This is a genomic window from Lactiplantibacillus sp. 7.2.4, assembly GCF_018991185.1.
GTDB classification, from domain to species: Bacteria; Bacillota; Bacilli; order Lactobacillales; family Lactobacillaceae; genus Lactiplantibacillus; species Lactiplantibacillus pentosus.
On record NZ_JAGYGS010000015.1, the window covers coordinates 44618 to 62015 of the forward strand.

Here is a 17398-nt window from a genome sequence, read left to right on the forward strand (position 1 = left end):
GACCATTATTGTTTATTGGTAGGGTTTAAACGTTCCCAATAAGCTTGCGGATTATCAACTGCCGGATCGTTGGCTAAAAGCTGCATGTCAATCAATTTATCACGGGCAACGGCATATGCCAGTGAATCTTTATTAGCACTGACCGCGGTGAGCAGCGTGGTGAGTTGCTCCTGAGAGATAACGGCCACTGTACGCTGATTTGAGCGAGTAACTAGCACAGATTGATTTTTATCGGTTACTTGGTCAAGATAGGCTTTCAAATGAGTGCGAAAGTCATTTTGTGTCGTGGTAATTGGCATGGTGCGCGCCTCCTTGTTGATAATTGGTTAGTATCGCTGTTGTCGGATATTGGATGTAAACCGGTACGACGTCGCTGGTTTGATGTCTTTGAGTAGACATCGAGGTGCGGCCGCTTTAACTTAATATCTCAGTAAACCCAAATTGATTGAGCGTCTGGGTCTTAGTTTTAGTAGTCATGTTGAATTTTAGCCCTAATGTCTGGATGTGTGAAATGATAACACCCGGTTCACCTCACCCGCTAAACCAATAGACAGAACCCCGCAACAGCCGTAAAATATAACTTAATCAATCAATCAGAAAGAGGCGGCAAGACCAATGCTAAAAGATGACCAAATTGTGTGGGCGATTCATCAGATGGAAGACGAAATTGGACCAGTGGGTCGGTCGCTGGATTCAAGGACGCCATTTCAGTATTTGATTTCAGTGATTTTGAGCGCGCAGGCGACTGATGTTTCCGTAAATAAAGTGACGCCGGTGCTATTCGAGAAGTATCCGGAGCCAAAAGACTTGATGATGGCGGACCTCGCTGATGTTGAGGCCATCATTAAATCGGTTGGGTTGTTCCACAATAAGGCCCGTAATATTATTAAAACGGCCCGGATCGTGCATGAAGACTTGAATGACGTCGTACCAACTGACCGGAAAGGGATCATGGCGCTCCCGGGGGCTGGTCGTAAAACCGCCAACGTGGTCCTGAGCGACGTCTTTGAACAGCCAACTTTTGCCGTCGACACGCACGTTTCAGCAATCTCCAAGCGCCTACACTTTGTGGACCAAGCCGCCACGCCATTGCAGGTTGAGCAAAAAATCGTCAGCGTCATGGCACCGGAAGAATTACATCAAGCGCACCACACCATGATTGAGTTTGGACGTAAATATTCGATGAAGTTGACGCCGGATAAAGAAGTTTGTCAGTTGATTATCGACTGTGACCAGTTGAATGAGGAAAATGAGGCCATCGTTTAATCACCGGATAGCTGCCAAGTTCGCTGAGCTGCATAGCAAGCGTTGCGGCAGTTTAGTGAAAATGACATAAGCCAACCAAGTCAGATGAGCATTAACCCTTGCTTGTCAGACTTGGTTGGCTTTATTTTTAATCAATATCCGTTTTGGGTGAGGGACAGGTGTTATCCGTGGTAGTGAGAGCCGGTGTAGAACGGACCTACAACTGCAGGCTGACACTAATTCGTCTTGTTTCTGGCGGTTGCTGCCTTTAACACTATCCCAGTAAACGCTGAGTCAACGGTGTTTGCGCTGTTCACGTTTCCGGTCGGCATCATGTTTTTCGATGCGCCGGAAAAATAGGCTATTGAGAAAATAGGTAAAGCCTGCCATGAAGATAATCAACATTAGGACCGTCGCAACGGCTTCTGCAATCATGAAATGCCTCCTTTGTCGTGGCCCGGTATGGGCTTGTGTCGGTGATTGGAATCGTTGTTGTTATTGTACGGGTAACCGCGGGGTGATGCAAGTTACGGTTGAAAACTTGCGCGGAAATCGCAAAAGTACGGTATCATAAAACGTAAAGGTTACGTTGATTTGGATAAGCTAAACGGGCGACAGTCGAGACCTGAATTGAAAGCGTCCTCAGAAGCACGTGACCAATCTAGGAAAAATGCGAAGACTAGCAACGCATGCAATCTAATCGGTACGTCCAGCAACGTAAAACAACCTTGACCTAACCAGCATTGCAGGTCAATCAATAGGATAGTGGCAAGCAATTACATATAGATGGAGGAATTTTAATGGCATATATTGATGTACGACAGATGAGCCGGATGTTTTTGACCGGCACACAGGTGACCCACGCGAATACTGACATTTCGTTTAAAGTGGAACAGGGTTCAGTGGTCGTCATTTTGGGCCCAAGTGGGGCTGGTAAATCAACCTTGCTGAATATTTTAGGTGGGATGGATAGTCCGTCGGAAGGCGAGGTCTTGATTGATGGTGTGGATATTGCAAAAATGAATGCTCGTCAGTTGACGACTTATCGCCGGCAGTCAGTCGGGTTCGTCTTTCAATTCTACAACTTAGTCCCTAATCTGACGGCTCGCGAAAATGTGGAATTGGCGTCACAAATTACGAAGAATGCGCGCGATGTGGATGAAACGTTGGCACTGGTTGGCCTGACGAAGTGGGCGGACAACTTCCCCGCACAATTATCAGGTGGGGAACAGCAGCGGGTCGCGATTGCGCGGGCTGTCGCAAAAAATCCAAAGTTATTACTCTGTGATGAACCCACGGGGGCCTTGGATTATAAGACCGGGAAGCAAGTCTTGCAAGTCATCCAAAATGCGGCCAAGGAGACGGAAACGACCGTTATTATCGTCACGCATAACAGCGCCATTGCTAAGATGGGTGACCAAGTGATTCGAATTAATGATGCGCACGTCCAATCAATTGAGCATAACGCGCACCCGACACCGCTTGCCGAGATTGAATGGTAGGTGAGGGTGATGACAGCAGCTTACTTTAAAACGATCATGCGTGAAATCTGGTCCTCCAAGGCCCGGTTTGCGTCGATTCTACTCATTATCTTCCTCGGGGTAGCCTTTTATACTGGGATTCGAGCGACAGGTCCTGATATGTCGCAAGCCGCTAATGACTACTATAAGCAACAAAAGCTCGCGACGAATAGTGTGCAGTCGACGCTGGGGCTGACGAAATCAGATACGCAAGTGTTGGCCAAACATCGCGCGCAGCTGACTTATCAAGCGGCCAAATATGTCGATGTGAATCAGTTGACCAACAGTCAGGTCATCCGTGTCATGGCATTACCGAAGACCCAACGTTTGAATCAGTTGCGGGTTGTTAGTGGTCGTTTACCGCGACACGCCAACGAAATCGTCTTGGACGCACAGGCCAAACGATTACAGCCTAAGTTGAAGATTGGGTCGACGTATCGAATCAGTTCGACGACGAAACGTAACCAACAATTTACCCGCCGGACGTTCAAAGTGGTCGGCTTTGTGAACTCACCGACCTATGTCGAGAATACGGACCGGGGCGTGACAAATGTGGGGAAGGGGACGTTGGACTACTTAGTCTACGTCCGGCCACAAGTGTTGAAGTCTAGTGTGATTACGAGAATTGATGTTCAGTTCAAAAACTTACGTGGCGTAACGCCGTATACGGCGAAATATCGGCGTTTGAATCGGCAGAATACGGCGGCGCTCAAACGCTGGCTCAAGCCGCAAGCCAAAAAGCGGCAACAACAACTGCAAGCGCAAGCAACTGCTAAAATTAAACCGTTACAACAAGCGACGAAGCAGTTAGAAAGTCAGGTGCCGGCTGGAACCGCGCAACTGGTCAAGCTCCAGACTCAGCTGAAGCAGGCGCAGGCCAAGGTCGCGGCCATCAAAGCACCGACCTATCTGTACACGGATCGCTCGGATAATCCCGGCTATACGGAATATCATGAAAATACGCAGCGTGTCGTCGCCCTATCGACCGTTTTCCCACTCTTCTTTATTGCCATTGCGGCGCTGATTTGTTTGACGACGATGACGCGGATGGTCGAGGAGCTCCGTTTGCAGATGGGAACGTTGAAGGCATTAGGTTACTCGAACACCGCCGTTGGGAGCGAGTTCATGGTCTACGGGGGCTTAGCCGCACTGATTGGGACCGCGCTAGGTGTTGCCTTTGGGGTCAACTTCTTCCCACGGTTTATCGCCCAAGCGTATGGCAGTATGTATAACTTGCCAGCCATTCACGTTCAGTATATCTGGCTGGATATTGTGATTGCACTCGTAATCGCTTTGCTTTGCACGCTCGGAACGGCCCTAGTCGTCTTGCGAGTTGATTTGCGGGCATTACCGGCAAGTTTGTTGCAACCACGAGCACCCAAAGCGGGTAAAACGCTGCTACTAGAACGCTGGCGGTGGTTATGGCGGCGGCTGAGTTTTAACCATAAAATTACGATTCGGAACCTATTCCGTTACAAACAGCGGCTACTGATGACCGTTCTCGGTATTGCCGGCTGTATGGCGATGATGATTACCGGGTTTGGGTTAAAAGACTCGATTGGCGATATTAGTGTCAAGCAATTCAATCAGTTGTGGCACTATGATGCGATCGTGACGCGCAGTGGGCAAGAAACCGCGCAGCAACGACGCGCCATTAGCAAAGGATCCACGTATCGTGCCAGCATGAAGTTGCAGGCCAAGCAGGTGACGGTCAAACAAGCGGGCGTCGCCGAACAGACGGCGACCCTCGGCATTCCAGCGGCGCAACAGCACTTGTCCAAGTTCGTCGTTTTACGGCATCGTCAGAGTCACCAAGCAATTCAGCTGGGGACTCACGGTGCGGTGATTGATGAAAAACTGGCCAAGTTGTATGGCGTTCAAGCTGGCGACCAGTTGACGATCAAAGTCGCGGGGCAACCGGCGAAAAAGATTCGCGTCAGTGCGATTGCTGAAAATTATGTCAATCATTTTATCTACATGAGTCCGACGTATTATCGGCAGGTCTTCAAGCAGGCACCAGTGTATAACACGAATTACGTGCAGTTCAAGAACGCGTCGACCAAGCAACAGAACGCCTACGCTGACCGCTTGTTGAAGCAAACGGGCATTCAAAATGTGACGTTGATGAGCACTGAGAAAGCCACGAACTTTAAGATGCTCGATAGCATGAACTTAGTCGTCTTGATTTTCGTCGTTTCTGCTGGGGCCTTAGCGCTAGTCGTCTTGTATAATTTGACGAACATCAACGTTTCTGAACGTATTCGGGAATTGTCGACGATCAAAGTGCTTGGATTCTATGACGGTGAAGTCACGATGTATATTTTCCGCGAGAACCTGATTCTAACGGTACTGGGAATGTTAGTCGGCTGCTTCTTGGGCAATTGGTTACATGCTTATATCCTGCAGACGGCGGAAACCAACGCGCTGATGTTCTCGCCGACGATTCATCCGCTCAGCTACATCTATTCGGCACTGTTGACGCTAGCCTTCAGTCTACTCGTCATGGCCATGATGCATTGGAAGCTCAAACGGGTCAATATGCTGGATGCGCTAAAATCGGTTGATTAGGTGTTCCTGATGACGGTCGTCCTGAATGGAAGTGGTATAATTAAATTGATTGGAACAGTTTAATTTATCTATGATTAGGGGATGAACGGCATGGCGGAAACAGCGCAGATAGAAGCGGCTGTAAAGGCATTAAGCGATATTGTTAAAATGAATACGGTGAATGACCATGAGCAATTAGTTGCCGATTATTTGGTGGCGTTGCTCAAGCAACATGGCATCGAAGCCAAGACCATCACGTACGCACCGGGACGGGTCAACTTGGTTGCCGAAATCGGGGATGGCAACGGGCCGGTGATTGGTTTGGATGGCCACGAAGATACGGTGGCGTTAGGTGACGCTGATAAGTGGCATACCGATCCCTTGGCCGCAACCATTAAGGATAACCGGTTGTATGGCCGTGGGGTGACGGACATGAAGGCCGGTCTGATGGCAGAAGTCTTTGCCATGATTAGCCTGCATGACCAACAAGTACCGCTTCACGGGACGGTGCGCTTGTTAGCCACGGTCGGTGAAGAAGTCGACCACTTAGGCGCTGAACAACTGACTGAACTGGGCTATGCCGATGACTTACAAACCTTGATTTGTGCAGAACCGAGTGGCGCTGACAAACAATTGTTGTTGACCAAGTCGATCCAAGCGATGTTAGGTGTCGACGGGACGACTGCGCAACGGATGGCTGATGCTAATCCAACGACCGAACAACATTTTATTGAACTTGCCCACAAGGGATCATTGACCTATACCATCAAGGCACACGGGGTCGCTGCGCACAGTTCAATGCCAACGATTGGTCAAAATGCAATCGACATGTTGATGACTTATTATCAGAAACAGACGGCGTACTTTGACAGCTTCAAGGATGTGGTCAATCCTGTCTTGGGCCCGACAATCCCAGTTGTGACGTTGATCAGTGGTGGGGAACAAGTCAACACGGTACCCGCTAGCGCTGAAATGTCGGTCAAAATTCGGACGATTCCGGAATTACGTAACGACAAGCTGATCAAGGATTTGGAAGCCATCATCGCGGAATGCAACGCTGCTGGTGCGAACTTGACGATGGACATCGCCAGTTCCTTTTATCCCGTTCATACGCCGGAAGACAGCCAGCTCGTTCAATTGGCCAAGCAGGTCGGTGAACAAGTCTTGCAACAACGGCTCCCATACTTTGGGGCACCCGGTGGGACGGATGCATCATCGTACATTGTTAAGAGTCCGGATATGCAAGTGATCGTCTTTGGCCCAGGTAACATTACCGCACACCAAGTCGACGAATACGTTGATTTGGATATGTACGGCCGGTTTATTGAAATTTATCAACAAATGATTACCCGTTTACTCGCCTAGGTATTCGTTGGCGGTAAACGATGCAACATGATTACGAAGGGGGGCGCCAAATTGGTGGCTCCTTTCGTTATACATACGATTGATAGTGGCGTTAAGACAGTTGGGTGGCGGTGTTTACGGACTCAGGATGTCTCATCCAGAACCGAACGCCAGGCCACTGGTTTAGCGCCTGACTCACAGGTTTAGAAAGGTGTGGTGACAATGTTTGTTAAAAGTTTTCGAGAATTCCTGGCCACGTTTTTAATCATTATTGGTATTGGCCTGCTATATACCCGAACGACGACTGCTGGCTACGTTGGTTGTGGCCTCGCCATCGTGATTGGCCTGTTATTGCAACCGAAGATTTCAAAGTGGTATCTGGGGTTGTTGCGGCAAGGCCGGCATCGCTAAGGCATTCATCAAAGTAATGGCACAGTATTCACCAATCCGACTTGTAGTGATAGATGGACTGCTGAGTGTTTGTGGACTTGGCCAGGTGAGTGTTGGCATCACGATCAGGTCCAGCCCAACTGTATTTAATTGAAAATCAGACATTACAAATAGCCCCGCCATCGTTTCGAATTTTCGATAACGACGGCGGGGCTATTTGCGTTCAGTGATCATTGGGCTAGCAGTTATTCATGATGCCCAAAGCGTTGTAAGTAACTACTGAAATCTTCATGATCCTGCGTAATGCCGGCTTCTTTTTCCTCATACCAATTGATTTTGTCATTCAGAATTTGGAGATGGTGTTGCACTTCGTTGAACTGAACTAAGAAATCTTCCTTAACGTGTTTGAGTAACGCGAGGCGTTGTGGAATCGTCTCGTCGCCGGCCGCTCGCCAGGCAACGTACTGCTGCAATTCACTAATGCTCATTCCGGTGCCTTTCAGGTGTAACAAGAATTTGACCCAGTTGATATCCGCAGCTTCGTAATAGCGCCGGCCGTTTTCCAGCCGATGAGGTTCAATTAGCCCAGCTTTTTCGTAATAGCGTAAGGTGGGTGCGGTGAGTCCAACTGCCTTGGCAAAATCACCGATGGCATAGCGTTCAGGGGTAGTGGTGGTCATAGAATCAACTCCTTTGATTAATTTGATATCGTTATTATTTAAAGTAACTTTAGCACTAACCATACCACGAAAACTTATTTTAGCAAGTTTAAACTTTGCGGTTGACTTAAAGTACACTTTAAGTTGTAAGCTAGGTTCATCGATGAGGTATTAAGCAAGTTAAGACAAGGAGTGTTCTAATATGACAACAAACAACAGTGGTTTATTTGGTTTAGGCGAAAAGAACGTCGCCTACCAACAATATTTTATTGGGCAAAGTTATCTCAATGCGTTGGCAGGAGATGACCAGGTCGACGTCAACGTCTCAAACGTGACTTTTGAACCCGGATGCCGTAATAACTGGCATATCCACCACAATGGTTACCAAATTCTATTAGTGACGAGCGGCGAAGGCTGGTACCAAGAAGATGGCAAGCCGGCACAATTGCTGCACCCAGGTGATGTCGTTACGATCCATCCCGGTGTCAAACATTGGCATGGTGCCACTAAGGATAGTTGGTTCGCACACATCGCGATTACAAAAGGGACGAGTGAATGGCTCGAACCCTTCGATGATGCTGCATATGCCAAACTAGCAGACTAGCGGTGTCTTTGAGACAACGTTAACGGCTATATCAATCAATAGTTAAAACGAGGAGGAAGTCAATATGGCAGAAAAACAAACTGCAGGTCGCGATAACTTGGGTCAATTAGCCCCACAATTTGCCGCATTAAATGATGATGTCTTATTTGGTGAAGCCTGGTCACGGGAAAGTGCCCTTAGTTTACATGATCGGAGCATGATTACGATTGCGTGCCTCATGACCAGTGGTGATTTTCCACAATTAAAGGCGCATTTCAAGATGGGCAAGGATCACGGCATCTCAAAGGACGAAGCCGTTGAAATCGTGACTCACTTGGCCTTCTATGCTGGCTGGCCTAAAGCCTGGTCTGCAATGGCGCTGATTAAAGAAGTTTATGGTGAATAGGAGTAAGATTGAATGACAGTTAAAGATAAAGTTGTCGTTATTACGGGAGCGTCGTCCGGAATTGGGGCGGCGACTGCCAAACAGTTAGCCAGTCATGGTGCCAAAGTCGTGCTAGGGGCTCGGCGCGAAGACCGGTTGGCAGCCTTGGTTGATGAAATCAAAGCTGCCGGGGGTCAAGCGGCCTACCTAGTGACCGACGTGACGAAGGCCGCTGAAGTCCAAGCACTAGTTGACTTGGCCCAAACCAAATTCGGTGGCCTGGATGTCATTTTCAACAATGCCGGTATCATGCCGACGTCGCCTATCAGCGCGCTACACACGGATGGATGGGACCAGATGATCGATATTAATATCAAAGGCGTTTTGAATGGCGTGGCAGCGGTCATGCCGATTTTTACCGCTCAGAAGTCTGGTCAAATCATTACGACGTCTTCGGTTGCCGGAATTAAATCCTTCACGGGGGCCGGCGTATACGGTGCCACGAAGTTTGCGGTTCGTAATTTGATGGAAGTCATCCGAATGGAAAGTGCCCAGGAAGGAACTAATATTCGAACGGTCAGCTTGTATCCAGCCGCAATCAATACGGAACTCTTGCACACGATTACGGATAAGACGGCTAAGCAGAACATGACCGCTTTCTATCAACAAGTTGGCATTAGTCCGGAAGCAGTCGCAAATGTCGTTAACTTTGCCATTGATCAGCCAGAAGATGTCAATGTCAATGAATTTACGATCTACCCAACCAAGCAGGCGTAATTTGCAGCGTTGGCTGATAATTAAAATTTTATCATTATGAATTGTTGGGGATAAACTACCATTTAGCCCGACAAAAAAACGATCAAGTGACCGCTACACAAATTATTTTGTGTAGCGATCACTTGGTCGTTTTTGGGCTGGATAAGGTCAAATGGCAATATGGGTAAAGTTAAGAATTCACGTCCAAATTAACCAGCACAATAGGTGGTAATTTGGGCATAAACCCAACAATTGAATATACGATTCACGGGCGGATGACGATACAGCATAGGTTGCTAAATGCCAAAATAAATGGTTCCAACCGCGATCAGAATACTCAGTATCATCCCAATAACCAACGCGCTTTTGAAGATGAGTCCGCGTAACCAAAAAATCTTTTCTGAGGCTAATTCGAATTCTGGATGAGAATGCGCTGGTTGTTCCCAGTAGTTGCGAATGAGGTCAATTGCTCGACTGAACCGCCACGTTAGAAGGTAGAACACACATATCAATACAGCTAGCGGAACCTGGTAATCATAAGTGGCGGTAGAAAGCTGCGAAACTGTGCAGATAAAGGGGACACAGACCGTGACATAACCTAATATGAAATATTTTCGTGCAGTATGGTCATGTTTAAGTGGCTCATGTAAATACTTTCTGCGCGCGATAATCTTGCGCTTGATATTAAAAATACTGCCAGTTGGTTTAATGCTGTGCAGAAAAATCAGTATAACGAGCATAATGACCAAATCGAACAAAGCGGTTACGATGGCGAGGGTAATCATAGTGGAAATCACTTGCGAGGACACGTTTCAACCTCCTTTTCGCGGTAATAATAACATGCCAGAAATTGGTATAAACAAATAGTCTAAAGGTATTCAGCCCACAATGGTATTGAGAATGTGAAGTAAAATCATCAAAAAATCAAAATGAAATACAGCTGGCAACAAGGAAAGCAGGACTAGACAAACAGCGCGGATTAGCCTCAGAATCAGTAGTTTGTTGAAAATCTTGTGGGGCAATACTTCAAAATCCAAATTTCTAGGTCGGGACCAATACAAATATTCATAATAAGGTGTCACGATACCTGGAAAAATGTACAAAGCTGAAGCCAATGCGCATGAGTATAGTGTTAGGATAAAATGTCGATTTAATAGCGCGAAAAAACCTGCCCATATGATTATCAGAAAAAGTGTAGTTGAAATCAGACACACTTTTATTTGAGCACGATACGCCTTTGTTGGACCAACAATTAATTTACTTCGTACACCTTGCTTTGATATTGGCTTTGAGACATAGGCGAATGCCTTAGGTATCAACAGTGATAGGCAGACGCTGATGATTAATATGATCAAAATAATCATCCAGATAGATAATAAGGTCAACTGTAACGGAGACATGTTCAGCTCCTTCTCGAAGTAACATACCAGGCGAATTCAATTATTTTTGAATATCTGAATGCGGTCAAAGTTAATTTGGCAGGACATAGTTCATGAAATAAACGGCATAAGAAACCCCTATAATTAGTTGTGAAAAGTCGGATGTCAGGATAATCACCAAACGTAATTTAAAAGCCCAATTAGGAATTAATGACACGCCTGGGATTTCCAGGTCGTGGTTTTTCCAATAATTACGAACTTCGATTATGAATTGGTTGGCATAGCATTGTAAGAGAAACACTATTGACGCTACCACTATTGATTCAATTGGATAACCAAGGGAAGTGATGCAAAATTGAGCTATAAAACCAAAGGCAGCAATGCAGCCCAAAATAATGTAGCGATTACGAAGCCGTCGAATCTTTTTGTCACGTTTGAGAGGCACTCTGAGATATCTTTTACGTGCTTGGCGTTTTATTTTTAAATTAAAAGGCCCACCAGCAACCCGAGTACTGCGAAAGCAAACTAGTAATATGCTACTACTAATCATGAAGTAAGCAAAAGCACCAAAAAAAGTATAATTTAATGTTTCAGCTGAAGCGTTGATCAGCACAATTAACCTCCTTTCATAATCCGACTGATAATCCGCCTAAAATAATTCCTATCAAAACCATAAGTACTCCAGACAACGTGCCAAGGTCATAAGCTGCAATTGGCGTGAGTTGGAAGTCATCAATATAAAATAGTCATACCTGCAATTATACATTATGAACCTATTCCCATAGCAAAAATTGACGATTATTTGTCTTTTCTATGAATTATTTATTCCCAACACTTTCCGCACCCAGTGTCTTGATTCGAATCTTTGCTTCTTACTTCGCACCAATGGGAGACAAGCAACGCGGTGTGAGTAGCGGAAATTGGCCAATAACAGCTTTGACAGTCACCGCACGCAGACAAATCTGGTTACTAAAAAACACGTTTCAGCTCGACGATTTGCCATGCTGAAACGTGTATTAACAGGTTCATATTAAAAATAACCAGGTTATCAGTAACGGAATGATGACAACTACTTCAAACTCAATCCGCGTTTTAGATTGCCCCAGAAGCCGAGTTCGTCGGTCTGTAGCATTAAACCGCCATAGATCCGGCCGATATACAGCATACTACCGACAATCGTGGCAATCAGAATCAAGAGTGAAATCACTGCGGCAGGCATGGTTGCCATCCCGTTGATCAGCCGCAACGGCATGAAGTATGACGAGAAGAACGGAATATACGAGAAAATCTTAACGAAGAGATTATCCGGCGTATTCTGAAAAGCGAGTGCCATGAAGAAGGCCAACATACTGAGATAGATAACCGGCTGCGCAGCTTTACTGGCATCCGCGACCCGCGTCACCAAGGCACCACAGAAGGCGGAAGCAATCGTATATAGGAGGACCGCCAGTAAGGCAAATAGGAGGTTGATTGACACCAGGTTATGGATGACCTGATTGATCAAGTCGGTATTCTGTTCCCAGAAATCCGCGGTCAGCGCACTGCGTTGGGCAAACTGAATGACGGCAAAGCCTCCAATTAGATAGACGAGCAACTGGGTGACGATGACGAGCAAAACACCATAAATCTTACCATTAAAGTATTTACGTGGCGTGGTACTTGAGAAGATGACTTCCATAATTTTAGTTCCCTTATCCGCGGCAACTTCTTGGGCCGTAATGGCGGAGTAGGTGGTCAAAATCAAGTAGACGAAGAAGACCACGATGTAGAAGGAGACCGTTTTTGCCGTTTTATCGGATGCGGCGTGGCGTTGCAATTCCTGTGTGAACTTGGGTTGTATCGCCAGCGCCTTGACTTGGCTCGACGTCAGCTTAGCTTGTTGCAGGTTACGCTGCCCCTGAATCGTGGCTAAAAATTGCTGAATTTTGGCTTTATCGCCACTGCTGACTGCATTCGGTCCAGTAAACTTGGCTCGTAATTGCTGCTTATCCGTTGAGACCACGAGGTAGCCGGCAATGTCGTTGCGCTTGGTAGCCGCCTTAGCACTCGCTAACGTCTGATATTTTTTAGTCGTCGCAATCTGACTCTGTTTGATGAAGCTTGTGCGCAGGGCCTTATCGGTGCTAATGACGGCAATGTCGCTTTTGCTGGCGCTCGGAGCTGCAAAGTAAGAGAAGGCGAAGACGAAGCCAAAGAAGACAAATGGCATAAAGACCAGCGAAATAAAGCTCCAAGATTTGATTTGACGTAAGTAGGTTTCGAAGGTGACGATCCACGTCTTATTCATGTTGGCCACCTCCAGCTTCCGTGCGGAAAATTTCATCTAGTGTCGGTGGTTGCTGACTGAATTCCTCAATATAATGGCCACCCGTGACTTGGTCGAAGAGGCCCGGGCCAACATCGGCGGATGCGAGTTCGAGTCGGTAGCGCCGCGCACCTTGTTTAGAAACGCCGGTGACCCCAGGGAGAGCAGCCAGTTGGTCCGCTGACCAGTCAGTCGTCAGGAAGAGGCGGGTCCGTCCGAATTGTGCGCGGACATCGTCAATCGTCCCTTTCAGCACAGTTTCCCCATTCCGTAACATGACTAAGGAGTCACAAATCGCTTCCACGTTGCTCATATCATGGCTCGAAAAGATGATGGCCGCGCCCCGTTGCTTCGCATCCAGAATCGCCTGTTTGAGTAAATCGGCGTTTACGGGGTCCAAACCACTGAACGGTTCATCCAAAATAATGAGTTTGGGCTCGTGGATCAGGGTACAAATCAATTGGACCTTCTGCTGGTTCCCCTTTGACAACTTATCGATTTTATCCGTTGGCTGGCCCTTGACTGCAAACCGTGCCATCCATGAGGCAATCTTAGGCTTGATTACCTTGGCGGGCTGATTTTTCAGTCGTGCCAGGTAGACGATTTGTTGCGTGATGGTCAGTTTGGACATCAGACTACGTTCCTCAGGTAAGTACCCGATTTGATCATAATCGGCGGCCGTCAGTGGCTGACCATTCCAAGTAATCTGCCCCTCGAAAGCTAGAAAATTCAAAATACTATGAAAAGTGGTGGATTTTCCAGCCCCGTTTTGACCAATCAGACCCACGATTTCCCCGTCATGGACATCGAACGTCACGTCGTTTAACGCTTGAACATCGCCAAAGCGTTTATGGATATGTGTGATGGATAACATGTGTTGCCCCCCTAAATCATTAGATTGATTCAATCATGTCATAGTTAACTAGTTGTTGCAAGCACTAACCTGTGACTCAAGTTCCAGCAGCGCGCGTTTCATTGGCAAGCCACCACGATAGCCGCCCAGCTGGCCATCCTTGCGACAAACGCGATGGCAAGGAACGACGATTAATAGTGGGTTGCGGCCCACCGCCGATGCGACGGCCCGGATGGCAGTGGGACGGTCAATCATGTTAGCAAGTTGCGTGTAAGTCATCGTGTGGCCGTATGGAATCGTAGTCAGTGCTTGCCAGACAGCTTGCTGCAGGGCTGTTCCGGTACTTTGATCGAGCGGAACATCAAATCGTTGCCGTTTACCGCTGAGATAAGCGGCCAATTCCTGGGCGGCTGACTGATTGGCATCAGGACGATAGACGGCTTCGGCGGTTGGGAAAAACGACTGCCATTCGTCGCGCGAACCGTCACGACTACCGACAAATGCGAGCCCCTGATCAGTCGAACCTAGCCAATAGGTATGCTGGTCAATAGTGGTGTTTGTCAGAATTAATTGCATGAGCATAAACCTCGTTTTCATAGTTGATAGCGCTAGTATAACAGAATTTGGTAAAGGGTGAGGGCAATTGAATTTTAGCTGAATCCTGGATAATAGGAGCAAGTTTGCCAGTACGTTTAAAACATGATCAACAAGCCAGCTTCACTAAGCAAAACCGCCACTACTGACATTCAGATGAATGACGATAGTGGCGGTTCAGAATCGGTTGGCGCATCGTTAATGATGGCAATATTCAAATTCAAATAAGGATTAGTACCAACCGTTAGCTTGCCAGAATGCTTTGGCAGCGACCCATGATCCATAACGGGCGGCAACGTAAGCATCTGCAGTGGCTTCCTGATTAGCAGCGGAGTAATCACCGTTCAGCATTGATTTGCCTAATTGATACTTACCATAGTAAATACCGTTCGTTGCGGTGTATGAACCGCCAGATTCGCGAGCAGCAATCCAAGCTTTCGCTGCGGCTTCCGCGGTGCTACTGGTCGAAGTACTGCTGGTTGTAGCGGTACTACTTGAGCTGGCCGTCGTTGCGGCACTGCTGCTGGAACTAGCCGCACTAGAACTAGCTGTGCTTGAACTGGCTGCACTAGACGTAGCTGATTGGCTAGTAGCCGCACTGGTTGCAACGGCATGCGTCGTCGTCGTTGAACTTTGGCTAGTTGCATTGCTTACGGAACTAGCGCTAGCTTGGCTGGTACTGCTTTGGCTAGTTGCATTGCTTACAGAACTAGCACTAGCTTGACTGGTACTGCTTTGGCTAGTTGCGCTGGTAACCGAACTAGCACTGGCTTGGCTGGTACTGCTTTGGCTAGTTGCATTGCTTACTGAACTAGCGCTAACTTGGCTGGTACTGCTTTGGCTGGCTGCATTGCTTACTGAACTGACACTAGCCTGACTGGCAGTGGTCGTCGAGCTTGCGACAGAGGCAGAAGTTGCGTTACTGGTGGCGTTCGTTGTGGTTGCCTGAGTTGCAGTCGTGGTCGTTGGACGAACGACTTTGACGGATTGGTGCTTGTTCACTTTGAGTTTGTCGCCAACGTAAATTAAGTTGACGTTCTTCAAGTGGTTCAACTTTTGGACGGCTGCAACCGTGGTTTTGTGGGTATCAGCAATCTCACTGACCGTATCACCGGCTTTGACAGTCACCGTATCCGCTTTGGCAGCAGTGGCGCCTAGCGCGATCGCCCCAGTTGTTGCTAATGAGGATAATAAGAGGTGTTTGATTTTCATAGACTTTGTTCACTCCCAAACTTAGAATAGACTTCTTTTAAAGTGTACCATCATGTAAGCGGTTCGTTAAGGGCGATTTACCCCTTTAATAATTAATTTTCAGACTTGAACGATTGCCATAACAAAAGGAACCGATAACGTGATTAGTATATAGTGTAACAGATTAACACTTACAATGCCGCTGATTTGCAATCGTTAGTCCCTAAAATCGTTGAAATAGGAAGCTTAAGCGCGCTTCGTCATTTTGGAAAAACAAGGTCGCTTCCAGCCCGAACTGAACAAGCAAGGGCGAAACACGCACAACTGAACATACAAAAAACGCGCCACCCCCAAAGAGGTGTCGCGCTGATTGTATGTTCAGTTGTGCAAGATTTTGTTTAGTAATAACCGTTGGCTTCCCAGAATGCCTTGGCAGCAACCCATGAACCATAACGGGAAGCGACATATTCGTCAGCGACCTTTTCTTGGTTGGATGCAGAGTAATCACCGTTTAGTAGGGACTTGGAAAGTTGATACTTACCATAGTAATTCCCATTTGAGGCCGTGTATGAGCCGCCAGATTCTTTGTTCGCAATCCAAGCTTTCGCGGCTGCTTCAGACTACTTGAAGTGCTCGTCGACGATGAAGAAGATGAGGTTGTCGTCGATGAACTGCTGGTCGCAGTCGTACTGCTACTCGTGGCTGCGCTGGATGCCGCCGTGCTTGAAGAAGTCGCGCTACTTGATGCGGCGCTGGCCGTGCTCGTTGCTGACGAACTAGTTGCGGTGGTGTTACTCAACTTCGTCATTGAAGCGGAAGTTGCTGTGGAACTAGATTCGCTAGCGGCACTTGACGTTGAACTCGACGATGCTGCACTCGATGTCGCTGAACTGGAAGTAGCACTTGAACTGGCGTTGGAAGCTTGGCTACTTGAAGCAGTCGTACTGCTACTCGTGGCTGCGCTAGATGCCGAGCTGGAAGCACTACTGGTTGCGGCTGAGCTTGATGCAGCGCTAGCGGTGCTGGTTGCCGTCGTCGAAGCACTTACCGCAGCACTGCTGGTACTTGATGAAGACTGTGCGGTGCTGGAGTGGGCGGCAGAACTAGCACTCGAAGCGGTACTCGTGGTGCTGGTTGCCGCTGAACTAGCAGCGCTGCTTGGTAATTTTGCAGTTGCGGTCTGATGTTTGCCGTTGATTTCTAGTTTGTCGCCAATGTAGATTAAGTTGACGTCTTTTAGATGGTTCGCTTTTTGAATCGCCTTGATGGTCGTATGATGCGTCAAGGCCAACGCACTGACGGTATCGCCAGCTTTGACGACGACTGTATCAGCGTTAGCGACGGTCGTACCGAGGGCTAAGAGGCCAGTCGCTGCTAATGAAGTTAATAGCGCATTTTTCATTTTCATGATAATAAAGTCACTCCTATAAAATTGCTGTCTGACGTTTCATTGAATGGTGATTAGTATACTGTCTCCAGATTGCAAAGCAATAAACAACAGATTACGGTTTGCGCCAATTTTGTCATAAAGTAACATAGTATAACAAGTTAACACTTTCATCATCTTTTCGCCACATTATCGTCATACTCGCGGTAAAATTCAGAAGGTTACTTAAAAAATGGCTTAAAGCGATGAGCGAAATTCTT

Annotated in this window: 17 protein-coding genes and 1 pseudogene; 8 read left to right on the forward strand and 10 right to left on the reverse strand. The window is 47.3% G+C overall.

Annotation, left to right across the window (positions count from 1 at the left end):
* Nucleotides 1–5: 5 nt before the first annotated feature.
* Nucleotides 6–299, reverse strand: a complete 294-nt coding sequence (locus tag KGF70_RS07100) for a type II toxin-antitoxin system prevent-host-death family antitoxin (protein WP_216768106.1) — start codon at nucleotides 297–299, stop codon at nucleotides 6–8.
* 316 nt (nucleotides 300–615) lie between these two features.
* On the opposite strand from KGF70_RS07100, the gene nth reads away from it, so the two are divergent.
* Nucleotides 616–1266, forward strand: coding sequence for an endonuclease III (nth, locus tag KGF70_RS07105; protein ID WP_050340301.1), 651 nt, complete (start codon nucleotides 616–618; stop codon nucleotides 1264–1266).
* Nucleotides 1267–1539: 273 nt separating this feature from the next.
* Here the strand turns inward: nth and KGF70_RS07110 are convergent, their stop codons facing one another.
* A complete protein-coding gene (locus tag KGF70_RS07110; RefSeq protein WP_162937037.1) occupies nucleotides 1540–1680 on the reverse strand; it encodes a hypothetical protein in 141 nt (46 codons plus the stop codon).
* A gap of 365 nt (nucleotides 1681–2045) precedes the next feature.
* Between KGF70_RS07110 and KGF70_RS07115 the strand changes: the two genes are divergently transcribed.
* The 4 genes from KGF70_RS07115 (at nucleotide 2046) to KGF70_RS07130 (ending at nucleotide 7067) form a co-directional block, all read left to right on the forward strand.
* Nucleotides 2046–2747: an ABC transporter ATP-binding protein gene (locus tag KGF70_RS07115; protein WP_216768105.1), complete on the forward strand. Its 702-nt coding sequence runs from the start codon at nucleotides 2046–2048 to the stop codon at nucleotides 2745–2747.
* Between the two features lie 9 nt (nucleotides 2748–2756).
* Complete coding sequence (locus tag KGF70_RS07120; protein ID WP_216768104.1) at nucleotides 2757–5333, forward strand: ABC transporter permease; 2577 nt, start codon at nucleotides 2757–2759, stop codon at nucleotides 5331–5333.
* An 81-nt stretch (nucleotides 5334–5414) separates the two neighbouring features.
* A complete protein-coding gene (locus KGF70_RS07125; RefSeq protein WP_216768103.1) occupies nucleotides 5415–6677 on the forward strand; it encodes an ArgE/DapE family deacylase in 1263 nt (420 codons plus the stop codon).
* A 201-nt stretch (nucleotides 6678–6878) separates the two neighbouring features.
* Nucleotides 6879–7067 carry a hypothetical protein gene (locus KGF70_RS07130; RefSeq protein WP_003639551.1) on the forward strand — a complete coding sequence of 63 codons (189 nt, stop codon included), beginning with the start codon at nucleotides 6879–6881 and terminating at the stop codon, nucleotides 7065–7067.
* Between the two features lie 224 nt (nucleotides 7068–7291).
* On the opposite strand, the gene KGF70_RS07135 is transcribed toward KGF70_RS07130, so the two are convergent.
* Nucleotides 7292–7726, reverse strand: a complete 435-nt coding sequence (locus tag KGF70_RS07135; RefSeq protein WP_021337521.1) for a MerR family transcriptional regulator — start codon at nucleotides 7724–7726, stop codon at nucleotides 7292–7294.
* Nucleotides 7727–7907: 181 nt separating this feature from the next.
* Between KGF70_RS07135 and KGF70_RS07140 the strand changes: the two genes are divergently transcribed.
* The 3 genes from KGF70_RS07140 to KGF70_RS07150 all read left to right on the forward strand — a co-directional run bounded on the left by KGF70_RS07140 (nucleotide 7908) and on the right by KGF70_RS07150 (nucleotide 9450).
* The gene (locus KGF70_RS07140) at nucleotides 7908–8309 is read left to right on the forward strand and encodes a cupin domain-containing protein (protein ID WP_216768102.1); all 402 of its coding nucleotides are present in this window, start codon (nucleotides 7908–7910) and stop codon (nucleotides 8307–8309) included.
* Between the two features lie 64 nt (nucleotides 8310–8373).
* Entirely contained in the window at nucleotides 8374–8694 is a 321-nt protein-coding gene (locus KGF70_RS07145) for a carboxymuconolactone decarboxylase family protein (RefSeq protein WP_216768101.1), read from the forward strand.
* A 12-nt stretch (nucleotides 8695–8706) separates the two neighbouring features.
* Nucleotides 8707–9450 (forward strand): SDR family oxidoreductase, encoded by a 744-nt coding sequence (locus KGF70_RS07150; RefSeq protein ID WP_216768100.1) that lies wholly within the window; start codon nucleotides 8707–8709, stop codon nucleotides 9448–9450.
* A gap of 275 nt (nucleotides 9451–9725) precedes the next feature.
* Here the strand turns inward: KGF70_RS07150 and KGF70_RS07155 are convergent, their stop codons facing one another.
* The 7 genes and pseudogenes from KGF70_RS07155 to KGF70_RS07185 all read right to left on the reverse strand — a co-directional run bounded on the left by KGF70_RS07155 (nucleotide 9726) and on the right by KGF70_RS07185 (nucleotide 17159).
* Nucleotides 9726–10238, reverse strand: coding sequence for a hypothetical protein (locus KGF70_RS07155; protein WP_216768099.1), 513 nt, complete (start codon nucleotides 10236–10238; stop codon nucleotides 9726–9728).
* 661 nt (nucleotides 10239–10899) lie between these two features.
* The gene (locus tag KGF70_RS07160) at nucleotides 10900–11421 is read right to left on the reverse strand and encodes a hypothetical protein (protein ID WP_216768098.1); all 522 of its coding nucleotides are present in this window, start codon (nucleotides 11419–11421) and stop codon (nucleotides 10900–10902) included.
* 456 nt (nucleotides 11422–11877) lie between these two features.
* Nucleotides 11878–13095, reverse strand: coding sequence for an ABC transporter permease (locus KGF70_RS07165; protein WP_216768097.1), 1218 nt, complete (start codon nucleotides 13093–13095; stop codon nucleotides 11878–11880).
* Nucleotides 13088–13987, reverse strand: a complete 900-nt coding sequence (locus KGF70_RS07170) for an ABC transporter ATP-binding protein (RefSeq protein ID WP_216768096.1) — start codon at nucleotides 13985–13987, stop codon at nucleotides 13088–13090. The genes KGF70_RS07165 and KGF70_RS07170 overlap by 8 nt, the downstream gene beginning before the upstream one ends.
* Nucleotides 13988–14035: 48 nt before the next feature.
* Nucleotides 14036–14542, reverse strand: a complete 507-nt coding sequence (locus tag KGF70_RS07175) for a methylated-DNA--[protein]-cysteine S-methyltransferase (protein ID WP_216768095.1) — start codon at nucleotides 14540–14542, stop codon at nucleotides 14036–14038.
* 249 nt (nucleotides 14543–14791) lie between these two features.
* Nucleotides 14792–15772, reverse strand: a complete 981-nt coding sequence (locus tag KGF70_RS07180) for a LysM domain-containing protein (protein WP_216768094.1) — start codon at nucleotides 15770–15772, stop codon at nucleotides 14792–14794.
* Between the two features lie 377 nt (nucleotides 15773–16149).
* A pseudogene (locus tag KGF70_RS07185) lies at nucleotides 16150–17159 on the reverse strand (LysM peptidoglycan-binding domain-containing protein).
* Between the last annotated feature and the right edge of the window lie 239 nt (nucleotides 17160–17398).